The sequence below is a fragment of the Gordonia sp. C13 genome, assembly GCF_023218005.1.
GTDB lineage: Bacteria > Actinomycetota > Actinomycetes > Mycobacteriales > Mycobacteriaceae > Gordonia > Gordonia namibiensis.
The window spans coordinates 270,959-282,571 of the sequence record NZ_JALPSY010000001.1 but is presented as its reverse complement, the minus strand read 5'-3'; the positions used below and the strand labels follow the sequence as shown (position 1 = coordinate 282,571).

10 protein-coding genes are annotated in these 11,613 nt (G+C 68.8%); 5 read left to right on the top strand and 5 right to left on the bottom strand.

All coding sequences use genetic code 11. The features are described 5' to 3' along the window. Positions 1-981 carry a proteasome assembly chaperone family protein gene (locus M1L58_RS01320; protein ID WP_006866435.1) on the bottom strand — a complete coding sequence of 327 codons (981 nt, stop codon included), beginning with the start codon at positions 979-981 and terminating at the stop codon, positions 1-3. Between the two features lie 253 nt (positions 982-1,234). On the opposite strand from M1L58_RS01320, the gene M1L58_RS01315 reads away from it, so the two are divergent. Continuing rightward, entirely contained in the window at positions 1,235-1,900 is a 666-nt protein-coding gene (locus tag M1L58_RS01315; RefSeq protein ID WP_248657701.1) for a hypothetical protein, read from the top strand. A 91-nt stretch (positions 1,901-1,991) separates the two neighbouring features. Continuing rightward, entirely contained in the window at positions 1,992-3,080 is a 1,089-nt protein-coding gene (locus tag M1L58_RS01310) for a DUF4192 domain-containing protein (RefSeq protein ID WP_248657551.1), read from the top strand. Between the two features lie 35 nt (positions 3,081-3,115). On the opposite strand, the gene M1L58_RS01305 is transcribed toward M1L58_RS01310, so the two are convergent. Then, positions 3,116-3,811 (bottom strand): metal-dependent transcriptional regulator, encoded by a 696-nt coding sequence (locus tag M1L58_RS01305; protein WP_006866432.1) that lies wholly within the window; start codon positions 3,809-3,811, stop codon positions 3,116-3,118. A gap of 160 nt (positions 3,812-3,971) precedes the next feature. On the opposite strand from M1L58_RS01305, the gene M1L58_RS01300 reads away from it, so the two are divergent. After that, positions 3,972-5,228 carry an acetoin utilization protein AcuC gene (locus tag M1L58_RS01300; RefSeq protein ID WP_248657550.1) on the top strand — a complete coding sequence of 419 codons (1,257 nt, stop codon included), beginning with the start codon at positions 3,972-3,974 and terminating at the stop codon, positions 5,226-5,228. Next, a complete protein-coding gene (locus tag M1L58_RS01295) occupies positions 5,221-8,061 on the top strand; it encodes a bifunctional acetate--CoA ligase family protein/GNAT family N-acetyltransferase (RefSeq protein ID WP_006866430.1) in 2,841 nt (946 codons plus the stop codon). Before M1L58_RS01300 ends, M1L58_RS01295 begins: the two co-directional genes overlap by 8 nt. Before the next feature lie 45 nt (positions 8,062-8,106). Here the strand turns inward: M1L58_RS01295 and M1L58_RS01290 are convergent, their stop codons facing one another. Both M1L58_RS01290 and M1L58_RS01285 read right to left on the bottom strand, forming a co-directional pair. Then, positions 8,107-9,045 (bottom strand): sigma-70 family RNA polymerase sigma factor, encoded by a 939-nt coding sequence (locus M1L58_RS01290; protein ID WP_174310882.1) that lies wholly within the window; start codon positions 9,043-9,045, stop codon positions 8,107-8,109. A gap of 286 nt (positions 9,046-9,331) precedes the next feature. Next, on the bottom strand, positions 9,332-9,769 hold the full coding sequence (locus M1L58_RS01285; protein WP_248657549.1) for a DUF3099 domain-containing protein: 438 nt from the start codon (positions 9,767-9,769) through the stop codon (positions 9,332-9,334). A gap of 111 nt (positions 9,770-9,880) precedes the next feature. Between M1L58_RS01285 and M1L58_RS01280 the strand changes: the two genes are divergently transcribed. Then, positions 9,881-10,153 (top strand): DUF3039 domain-containing protein, encoded by a 273-nt coding sequence (locus M1L58_RS01280; RefSeq protein WP_006866428.1) that lies wholly within the window; start codon positions 9,881-9,883, stop codon positions 10,151-10,153. 20 nt (positions 10,154-10,173) lie between these two features. Here the strand turns inward: M1L58_RS01280 and M1L58_RS01275 are convergent, their stop codons facing one another. Continuing rightward, a complete protein-coding gene (locus tag M1L58_RS01275) occupies positions 10,174-11,427 on the bottom strand; it encodes a YihY/virulence factor BrkB family protein (protein WP_248657548.1) in 1,254 nt (417 codons plus the stop codon). Between the last annotated feature and the right edge of the window lie 186 nt (positions 11,428-11,613).

Here is an 11,613-nt window from a genome sequence, read left to right as displayed (position 1 = left end):
TCAGATCGACGATTGCGGTCCCTCGTCTCCGGGCTCGTCGTCCTTCGAGGTCTGCTCGGCTGCCTGCTCTGCGAGGAACCGCTCGAGTTCGGCGCCAAGTTCGTCCCCGCTGGGCAGCGACTCCTCGGCGGCGAGCAGCGACGCACGCTCCTCGGCGGCCTGGGTGAAGGTGTCGTACTGGGTCTCGAGTGCGGCGACGACCGACTCGATCTCGGAGTTGCCCTCGACCTCGGTGTCGACCTGGGCGCGCACCTTCTCCGCGGCGCTCTCGAGCGCGGCCAGCGGCAGGTCGAGACCGGCCAGCTCGGCGACTGCGGACAGCAGCCGCGCGGAGGCCGCCGGGTAGTTGGTCTGCGCCAGGTAGTGGGGCACGTGGACCGACAGGCCGGAGGCCCGGTAGTCGTGTTCACCCATCCTCAGCTCCAGCAGCATCGAGGCGCTCGCAGGCAGCTTCATCGCCGAACCCCAGCGGGGGAGGTCGCCGAGCGCGTCGGGATCGCTGCCGTGCGCGGTGATCGACGGTGGACGCGTGTGCGGCACGGCCATCGGGATCGCGTTGAGCCCGATGACGTCGGTGACGCCCAGCCGATCGGACAGGCGGCGCACCGCGTCGACGAACTGCTCCCACCGCAGATCCGGTTCGGCGCCGGCCAGCAGCAGGAAACCCTTGCCCGAGTTGTCGCGGATCGCGTGCAGGGTCAGGGCCGGCATCTCGACCTCGGTGAAGGTCTCACCGCTGAACGAGATCGTCGGGCGGCGGGAGCGGTAGTCCATCAGCTCGTCGGACGAGAACGTCGCGACCAGTTCCGATTCCAGGCTGTCCCGGAGATGGGCGGCTGCGAGCGCGACGGCGTGGCCGGCGTCGGCGAACCCTTCGAGGGCATGGATCAGAACCGGGCCCGTGCCATCGGCGCGGGTGACCTGCGGAGCGGGAAAGGCGAGTTCGTACAGCGCGTCGTTCCGCGCGGGTTGCTCGTCCACGTCATCCCTCCTTGTACGTGGCGGCCGTGGTACAGCACGGCCGGATTCTCGTCATATGTCTCATTGTCTCGCACCTTCGGTCGCGGTTGGCACCGGCGTCCGGCGGAACACCGAATATGTAACGACATCGTCGCGTCAGGGATTCCCTCCTCGGGTGTGTCACCTGCGTGAGCGGACGCCTGCGGTGGCACAGTAGATCGCTGTGACCCCGGCAACCGCTGCACCACCTACGTCCTCCGGACGCCGCCTGCCCGTGCTCGTACTGGCCGCTGCCTGCGCCGTTCTCACGGGTGGTGTGCTCTCGGCGTGTTCGATCGTGGGAGACGCCGAGCCAGCGGATCCCGACCTCTCGTCGAGGTCGGTGGCGGCGTCGGACTTCCCGGGCGGTCCGGCGAGCCCGATCCCACCCCAGGCGGTGGCCAACGCCCTGGCCGACGTGACCGGTGGTCCGGCGCCGGGGCAGAAGGAGAACACCGAGGTCTCGCCGCCCGAATGCGCACCCGCCCCGGTCTCCGCCGACGGCGCCGTCGCCTTCCTCGGCCCGGGCACCGCGGAACGCTCGACCCTGACCACCGTCGTCGCGCATGTCGACACCCCGCTCACCGACGTCGTGAAGCGTGCCGAGAAGTGTCCGGAACTGACGACGACCACCTTCGGGGCGTCGTCGACGGTCACGACCGAGGTCCTGCCCGCCCCGCCCGCCCGCGACGGTGTCGACACCGCGACCATCCGTCGCACCATCGTCACCGGCGGTGGCACCGCACCGGTCACCACCAGCTCCCTCGCCCTGATCGGCGAGCGCGACGGGGTGCGCGTGTACGCCGAATATCGTTGGCCTGCAGCAGGTCCGGTGCCCGCCGAGGATTCGGCGGCGCTCGACGAGCTGTTCACCAAGGCGGTGTCCGCCGCCTTCGGCTGACGAGGTCGCGACCTGTGGACGGCCTGCGGCAGTTGTCCACAGGTCATCGCGCGCACAGTCTGGATGGCGTTCCGCGGCCGATGCTTCTCCCATGCCCGCCTTCGCGTCCTCCCGACCCGCCCGTGACCCCATCGATCCGACGACGCTGCTGACAGCGATCCCGGCGTTGCTCGGCTTCATCCCGGAGCGTTCGATCATCGTGGTCGCCTTCGCACCCGACCGGGGGATCTCGGCCACCATGCGCCACGATCTCGCCCTCGACGACACCGGCGCACCGACCTCCGAGCTGTCCACCGTGCTCGCGGGCCTCGGGGCGATCACCCACTCCTACGGCGCCGACGAGGTCGTGGCGATCATTGCCGACGACCGCTATCCGGCCGACGATCCCCGATATCGACGGGTACTCGCGATCGCCGACCGCCACTTCGACGCGATCGGGGGTGTCGCCACCGGATTCGCCCTGTCCGCCTTCGATCCCGGCGCGGCATGGTCGGTGATCTGGTGTCCCGACGGACAGGCGTGGTCGGTCGACGTCCTCGACGACCGCGAGGGCGTCATCGACGATCCGCAGACCTGCCCGACCGCCATAGCCGAGGCGGTGAAGTCGGGTCGACGCATCCTGCCGCGCCGGTCGGAGATGCGGGCCATGCTCGAACCCCTTCCCGGCGAGTGCAGCGACGCACGCCGCTGCTCGTATTGCGAGGCGTGCCGGGTCGATGTCCCGGTGATGTCCGACCCGGTGTTGCTGAACCTGCTGACAGGGGTGGTCGCCGACGGCGGGGGACCGCTGGACTGCGCGGAGGTCGCCGTGCTGGAACAGGCCGTCCGGCGCCCTCCGGTCCGCGACGCCGCACTCGCGCTCGCCGTCACCGACCTACGAGACGACGCCGAGTCGGTCTGGCGGGAACTGACGCGGCGCCTCTCCGGACCGGGACGGGCCGCCGCCGCGACCCTGCTCGCGCACCTGCACTACATCGGCGGGGAAGGGGCGTACGCCGGCGTCGCCCTCGACGTCGCTCTCGAATCCGACGCGGACGCGAAGTTGGCGGGCCTCCTCGACACCGCTCTCCGGGCCGGCGTACGGCCGACGATGCTGTGGGAGATGATCGACGGCTCGTACGGGACAGCCCGGGAACTCGGGGTCCAGATGCCAAAGATCACCCGGCGCGCGGCCGGGTGATCTCTGGAAACCCACTGCGTCAGACGATTACTGCGTCAGACTTTTTCGACGACCTTCTCGACGAAGACCGAATGCGCCATGTCGGCGGAGAGCTCGAGGCCCTCGTGTCCGGGCGTGTTGATCGTGATGGTGCCGGCGACGTTGGTCACCGTCACGCGAGCGTTCGGAACCACACCGGCCTCCCGCAGATGCGAGATGAGACCCACATCCGACTGGGCGTGCTCGGACAGCCGCCGCACGATGACCGCCACGGTGTCGCCCGCGGGCAGATCCGCGATCCGGGTGGCCCCGTCATCGGCCGAGGGCACCTCGACACCGAGCAGATCCAGGCCCGGGATCGGGTTGCCGTACGGCGAGGTCGTCGGGTACTCCAGCACGGCGAGCAGACGGCGCTCGACGTTCTCGCTCATCACGTGCTCCCAGCGGCAGGCCTCCTCGTGGACCTGATCCCAGGGCATGCCGATGACGTCGACCAGGAGTCGCTCGGCCAGGCGGTGCTTGCGCATGACCGCGACAGCCAGCGAACGGCCGCGCTCGGTCAGTTCGAGATGGCGGTCACCGGCGACGCGCAGGAGTCCGTCGCGCTCCATCCGGGCGACGGTCTGGGAGACGGTCGGGCCGCTTTGGTCCAGGCGCTCGGCGATACGTGCCCGCAGCGGCACGATCCCCTCTTCTTCGAGGTCGTAGATCGTCCGCAGATACATCTCGGTGGTGTCAACCAGATCGTTCACTGTGCCCAATCCCTTTCGTCCCCGCCAAGATTACCCTGTTCGCCCACGGTGACAGCCCTCTCACGCGCTCGCGGACCCTGACGACGACCCCGACCGTACCCACATGTGGCCGAACCGACATCGTGCACCCGCCCGCGAGCTGAACCACTAGCCTGAACCTGTGACCGACACTTCCACGACGGCCGTCATCTGGAGCGAGGACTTCCTGTCCTACCGGTGGGCCCACACCCACCCGATGAATCCCGTGAGGCTCGCGCTCACGATGACCCTCGCCCAGAGCCTCGGGGTGCTCGACGACGTCGAGACCGTGCCGCCCCAGGCCATCGACGATGACGCCCTCACCGTGGTGCACACCCGCGACTACATCGACGCCGTCCGTGCCGTCGGTTCCGGGACCGCATCACTGTCGGGACCGCTGCTCGAGCGACTCTTCGGGCTGGGCGACGCTGACAACCCCGTGTTCGCCGGGATGCACGAGGCCGCCCGTCTCCTCGTCGGCGGCACCCTCGCCGCCGCCCAGACCGTCGCGTCCGGTGCCGCGACCCGCGCGGTCAACATCGGCGGCGGCATGCACCACGCGATGAAGGCCCGGGCCGCGGGGTTCTGTATCTACAACGACTGCGCGATCGCGATCCGCTATCTCTTGGACAAGGGCTTCGACCGGATCGCCTACATCGACGTCGACGCCCACCACGGCGACGGTGTCCAGGTGGAGTTCGCGACGGACCCGCGCGTCATGACGGTCTCGCTGCACCAGCATCCCGCGACGCTGTGGCCGGGGACGGGCTGGCCGACCGAGGTCGGCGACGGCGATGCGCAGGGGAGTGCGGTCAACCTCGCCCTCATGCCCAACACCGAGGATCGCCTGTGGCTGCGGGCTTTCCACGCCGTCGTGCCGTCGCTCGTCGCCGAGTTCAAACCACAGATCATCGTCAGCCAGTGCGGCGCCGACAGTCATCGCGCCGATCCGCTCACGGACCTGTCGCTGACCGTCGAGGGGCAACGTGCGGCGATGATCGCGATGCGTGATCTTGCCGACAAGTACTGCGAGGGACGGTGGATCGCGGTCGGCGGCGGTGGCTACGGCGTCGTCAACGTGGTACCCCGCAGCTGGACCCACCTGCTCGGCGTGGCCCTCGGCCGGGAGATCGACCCGGCGACGAACATCGACGAATCCTGGTGTGCCACAGCCGAACAGATCTCCACCCAGGTGCACTCCGACTATGCGCGGCCGCCGGTCGGGGTGATGGGTGACGGCGGCGACGTCGACTATCAGCCGTGGGACGGCGATGCGGGTCAGGAGCCCTTCGAGGGGGTGAGTGCAACAGCACAGCGACAGACCGATCGCGCAATCCTCGCGACCCGCCGGGCGGTGTACCCTCTGCACGGTCTCGACCCGGAGGATCCCCGTGACTGATCAGGACGTGTCGTCCACCCCAGAGCAAACCCAGACTGCGCCTGAAACACTGGCCGATCAGCCCGAACCTCGTGGCGCTTGGGATTATCCGCGGCATTGGATCGCCGACGTGCTGGCCTCCGACGGCGGGGTCGTGCACCTGCGTCCGATCGTCCCCGACGACGCCGAACGGATCGTCGCCTTCCATTCCAAGCTCTCCGAACGCACGCGCTACATGCGGTACTTCGGTCCGACGCCGACGCTGCCGCCCCGCGAGGTCGCGCGGATGACGACCGTCGACCATCAACAGCGCGTGGCGATCGTGGCGGTGCTCGGCGGCGAGATCATCGCTGTCGGCATCTACGAGGGACTCGCCTTCGACGGCAAGCCGGAATCAGCCGAGGTCGCCTTCGTCGTCGCCGACGAACACCAGGGACGCGGTCTCGGACCGATCCTCCTCGAACACCTCGCCGGGGCCGCGGCCGAGAACGGTTTCACCCGCTTCGAGGCCGAGGTGCTCAGCGAGAACCCGAACATGGTCGCCGTGTTCCGCGACGCCGGCTACCAACTCGCCCGCAGCTTCGACGGCTCGACGGTGCATGTGGAGTTCCTCATCGACCCGACCGAGGCGCTCCTGTCGGTACGCAACGCCCGTGAGAACGCGTCGGAGGCCCGCAGCGTCGCGAACCTGCTGCGCCCCACCTCGGTCGCGGTCATCGGCGCCTCGACCGACCCGAACAAGGTCGGCAATGCGCTGCTGGCCAACATCATCGCCGGTGGGTTCACCGGCCCGGTCTTCCCGGTGAACGGACCGGCCCGCGTCGAGGAGGAGCCCGGTCGCGACGCCCAGCGACTCGGCCGCACGACGACGACCTCGAACCGGAAGCGGACCCGCGAACGCCCGCCGTCGGTCCGCGGTATCCGCGCCTACGAGACGGTCCGTGACATCCCGGACCCGGTGGACCTCGCGGTGGTCGCGGTCCCGGCGTCCCGGGTCGACGACGTCCTCGACGACTGTCTGGTGAAGGGTGTGCGGACGCTGGTCATCGTGTCGGCCGGTTTCGGTGACTCCGGCGAGGAGGAGGGCCTGGAGAACGAGCGTCGCCTCGTCGCACAGGTCCGGGAACACGGCATGCGGCTCGTCGGCCCGAACGCACTGGGCGTGGCCAACAACGATGCCGGGATAGCGCTCAACGCGACACTTGCGCCGCGGATCCCGGCGGCCGGCCGGGTGGGCTTCTTCTGCCAGTCCGGTGCGCTGGGCATTGCGATCCTCGACACTGCGGCGCGGCGACAGATCGGGTTGTCGACCTTCGTCTCCGCGGGCAACCGCGCGGACGTCTCGGGCAACGACCTGCTGCAGTACTGGGACAGCGACTCCTCGACCGACGTGATCCTGCTCTACCTCGAGAGTTTCGGTAACCCGCGCAAGTTCTCCCGCATCTCGCGGCGGGTGTCGCGGGCCAAACCGATCGTCGCGGTGAAGTCGGGCGCGGGGGCCATGAGCCCGGTCCGGGCGGCCCGGTCGACGGCCAACTTCGACGACCAGATCGCGCGCATGATGCTCGAACAGGCCGGTGTCATCCAGGTCGAGACGATCCCCGAACTGTTCGACTGCGCGGCACTGTTCGCCTACCAGCCGCTACCGCGCGGACCGAGGGTACGGATCATCGGAAACTCGTCGGTGTTGGGCAGCCTCGCCGCCGATCAGGCACGCACCGGCGGCCTCGAGGTGGTCGACAACATCGACCTCGGTGCGGGAGCGTCGGAGGAACTGTTCGAAGACGCCGTCTCCGCGGCCATGACCGACACCGGCGTGGACGCGATCATCGTCGTCTTCGTGCCGCCGGTGGCCGTGGACGCCGACTGGCACGCCCGTGCGCTCATGGCGGCGGCCAACACGCCGGGTGCGGACGGCGAGAAGCCGATCGTCACGACGTTCCTCGCCGTCGACGGCATCCCCCCGGGTCTCACGAGGCCCGGGCCGAACGGGATGCCCGAACGCGGGTCCATCCCGTCGTATGCCAGCCCGGAGCGCGCCGCGGCGTCGTTGGCCCGTGCCTGGCAGTACGCGAAGTGGAGGTTGCGGCCGGAGTCGGTGGTCCATCGTGCCGAGGGCACCGACCCCGAGGCCGCCCGCATGTACGTGCGCGAGGCGATGGACACGAACGGCCGGTCGTCGGACCGGCTCCTCGACCAGGTGGACTCGGCGAAACTGCTGCGCTGGTACGGAATCTCGGTCGTCCCGTTCCGCGAGGTCAGGACGATGCACGAGGCGTCGGCGGCGGCGCGCGAACTCGGCTTCCCGGTGGCGGTGAAGGCCACCTCGCCCAAATGGCGGGGTCGACTCGACCGCGAGGGCGCCCGGCTCGACCTGCCCGACGCGACCGCGGTCGTCAACGCGTTCGCCGAGCTGAGCGAACTCACCGGCGACCACGTTCTGCACGTGCAGAAGATGGCCCCGAAGGGTGTGGGCACGGTCATCCGTGTCCGCGACGACCAGTCGTTCGGGTCGGTGATCTCGTTCGGGTTGTCGGGGCGGACCTTCGACCTGCTCGGCGACCATGGCTACCGGGCGGTCCCGCTCACCGAACTCGACGCCCGTGAGCTGATCGACGAGCCGCGCTCGGCGCCGCTCCTCTCCGGCTATCGGGGTGAGGAACCGGCCGACAAGGAGGCGCTCGTCGACCTGTTGTTACGGATCTCCACCCTCGTCGACGACATCCCCGAGGTGCGCGAGGTGCTCTGCGATCCGATCCTGGTGTCGGTCGACGGCGCCGCGGTGCTCAACGCCCAGATACGAGTCGGCCCGGTGCCCGACAGGCGGGACACCGGACCGAGACGATTGAGCTAGGGGACCGTTCAGCTAGGGGACCATTGAGCCAGGAGACCGGGTACGTCAGCTGGCGTAGGCGCGCAGACGCTCGGCACGATCGCCGGCGCGCAGCTTGCCCATGACCTCGCGCTCGATCTGACGCACGCGCTCGCGCGACAGTCCGAACATGCGGCCGATCTGGTCGAGGGTGCGCGGCTGGCCGTCGTCGAGGCCGTAGCGCATCCGGATGACCTGCTGCTCGCGCTCGTCGAGAGTCGCGAGAACCGCGCGGATGTCGGAGTGCAGCAGACCGGCGATGACGGCGTTCTCGGCGGAGGTGGCCTCGGCGTCCTCGATGAAGTCGCCGAGCGGTGCCTCCTCGTCGCTGCCGACCGGCATGTCGAGGCTCACCGGGTCGCGGCTGTGGTCGAGCAGATCGGCGATCTTCTCGGCCGGGATGCCCGACTCGTTGGCCAGTTCCTCGTCGGTGGCCTCGCGGCCGAGCTGCTGGTGGAGCTCACGCTTGATGCGGGCGAGCTTGTTCACCTGCTCGACGAGGTGGACGGGGAGCCGGATCGTGCGGCTCTGATCGGCCATGCCGCGGGTGATGGCCTGACGAATCCACCACGTGGCGTACGTCGAGAACTTGAAGCCCTTGGCGTAGTCGAACTTCTCCATGGCGCGGATCAGACCCAGATTGCCTTCCTGGATGAGGTCCAGGAGCGGCATGCCGCGGCCGGTGTAGCGCTTGGCCAGCGAGACGACGAGGCGGAGGTTCGCCTCGAGCAGGTGGGCTCGTGCGGCCTCACCCTCGCGGACGATGGTCGCCAGGTCCCGCTTCTTGGTGGCCGAGAGGCGCTTCTTGGTAGCCAGGACGTGCTTGGCGTAGAGGCCGGCCTCGATCTGCTTGGCGAGTTCGACCTCCTGCTCTGCGTTGAGGAGAGCGGTGCGTCCGATCCCGTTGAGGTAGACGCGGACGAGGTCCGCGGCCGGCGACTGGGCGTCGAGATCCTGCTCCGTCATTGCCGGGCGGGTGCCCGGGGCAGCGGGATCGGCGAAACCTGTGGTCGGGGTCGAACGTGCAACTGTCGAGCGTGACATGCGGCCTCCTGACTTGAATGCGTTCACTGGGTCCAACGTCCATGTGATGGCGATAGTTCCCGAAAGTGATTCGGCGCAAACCCGAAGGAGGCTTGGTGACCTGCGAAGACTTTCGCCGATTCGCAGGGACGGCTGAGAAGTTGCTGAGATGTCGAACGCGGGGGAACCCGCGGCGGCCGCGGCAGCGGTCGTCGGGGTCGACGGTGGCTCAGTCGTCGGGGTCTACGACATGCCCGTCGACGGTGCGGTGGGGGAGCTGCTGTTCGGTGCGCGAGAGGGCGGGCGGGCCGACGACGTGATCGTCGGCGCCGTACATGTAGTGCGGGACCTCGCCGCGCTTGCGGGGCGGGCGGTCGTTGGCGATCAGCACGGCCATCCACGGCAGCGGGATGGAGATGGCGACGATGGCCAGGGCGAGGAGTCCGGAGCCGGTGATCGAGTAGGCGATGCCGGCGACGATCAGCGCGGGGACGCGGAACGCCATCATGATCAGGTACTTGCGGACCCGGGCCTTCTGCTGGGCCTCGAGCGAGTCCTGGGCGTCGGTGATCAGGAAGGTCTCGGCGGAGACGGCCGGATGCACCGACCTTCCGAATCGTCTCGACTCCTCGTGGGGGTCGTGCGGCTCACGGCCGGTCGCGCCCATGGAATCCCTTTGTTCGAACACCCTCTCCACTGTCCCACTTTCGGTTGCTCATTGCACTGACGGATTCCGGGCACCTGTGCTCGCGGTTCCCCGGTGACGCACAATAGAGCAATGGCAACTGAAACCATCGAACGCCCCGATCTCGACGAGTGGACCGACACCGAGACCGACGAGAGGTCCGACGCCGACGCCACTGACGGCAGTGACGACGACCGGCCCAAGTTCTTCCACTACGTCAAGAAGGACAAGATCGCCGAGAGCGCCGTGATGGGCAGCCACGTGGTCGCGCTCTGCGGCGAGACCTTCCCGGTGACCCGGGCGGCCAAGCCGGGTTCGCCGGTGTGCCCCAAGTGCAAGAAGATCTACGCCAAGCTGCGTAAGTAGCGAGGGGTCGCCGGGACCGGTCAGTCGCCCCCGCGGTCGCGCGTGGGGCGTCGGATCGGTCCCGACGACAACCGGTCGGGAATCGTCTTGAGCTGACCGGTGAGGTCGGAGGTCTGCGAGTTGACCCAGTGCCGGACCTGGGTCGTCGTGGACGCCTTGGCCGGCCAGAACTGTTGCACCGCGGCGTTGAACTCGGCTCCGATGACGATGCCGAAGCCGAGCGAGAAGGTGAACAGCAGGAAGGCGATCGGTGTCGCCAGCGCCCCGTAGGACACACCTGCCTCGGTGATCTTGGTCAGGTAGATGCGCAGCACGTAGCTCGCGACCCAGAAGAACACGCCCGCGACGATCGCGCCGCCGATGAGCCGGTGCCACGGCAGCGGATTGGGCAGCGCCAGGTGGTAGAGCGTGGTGAGCACGAACAGCAGCAGCACGGCGACGAACGGGAAGTAGCCGTAGTCGATGAGTGTCGTCACGAACGACCCCCACGACTCCGGGACGATCGCCCGCAGATAGTTCGGTCCGAGTGCGACCAGCGGCAGCAGGAACACCGCGACGAACAAGAACCCGACGTAGAGGAACAGCGCGAAGAACCGCTGCCATACCGGATTCCGCACCTCGTGCTGGTCATGGGCCTTGGCGATGGAGGCGATGAAGCACGACATCGCCGACGAGCCTGCCCACAGCGACAGGATGAAGCCGACCGACATGAGTCCGATGCGGACCCGCCCCAGGACGCTGTCCACGGTCGGGGTGATCAGATCGTCGACCACCGTCTCGGTGAAGGTGCGCTGCGCGAACTCGATGATGCGGTCGTAGACGATGTCGACGGTGCCGGGTCCGAACCAGCCCGCGACGTAACCGACCGAACCGAGCAGCCCGAGCAGCAACGGGGGCAGGGACAGTGCCTGCCAGAACGCGGCCTGCGCTGCCCAGCCGATGATCCCGTCGTCCCACGACTTCACGATCGTCCGCCACACCACCCGGTGCATGTTGGGCAGTACCGGGGGGCCGGGTTCGTTTTCCGCGTCGTCGGAGTCTGAAGCTTCCTTCGTGCCGTTCGCCGGGACGGGTTCGTCGACGCCCTCGGGCTTCTTCACGACCGCGACATCACGGGAGGCGGGTGCGGTGACACCGGGAACGTCGGTGTCGCCGGCGAGCGGGGCCGGCCGGCGCGGCGTCCGGGTCGAGGTGTCGAGCGGAGCGGTCACCGCGCTCGACGGATTCGGGCGCACGGCAACAACCGGCGACGTCGCGTCGTCGGTCAGCGGCACCGGGTTCCTCTTTCGCGTTGTGATGAGTTCAATATCCCCGATCGAAGGCCGCAAAGGATACCCGGGTCACCAGGCGCGTCGTTCGGAGTGACCACACGGCGATGTCGCGCCGGTGTCGGCGAGCCGCGACGAGGGGGTGTCGCGATGCGGGTGCGGGGGCGGCCCGGCGGTACGATTGCCGGGTCC

What these genes read in the sequence shown, in the direction of transcription:
- M1L58_RS01280 (WP_006866428.1), top strand. Translation starts at nt 9,881, where the DNA reads ATGGCAACTGAAACCATCGAACGCCCCGATCTCGACGAGTGGACCGAC.
- M1L58_RS01310 (WP_248657551.1), top strand. Translation starts at nt 1,992, where the DNA reads ATGCCCGCCTTCGCGTCCTCCCGACCCGCCCGTGACCCCATCGATCCG.
- M1L58_RS01285 (WP_248657549.1), bottom strand. Translation starts at nt 9,769, where the DNA reads ATGGGCGCGACCGGCCGTGAGCCGCACGACCCCCACGAGGAGTCGAGA.
- M1L58_RS01290 (WP_174310882.1), bottom strand. Translation starts at nt 9,045, where the DNA reads ATGACGGAGCAGGATCTCGACGCCCAGTCGCCGGCCGCGGACCTCGTC.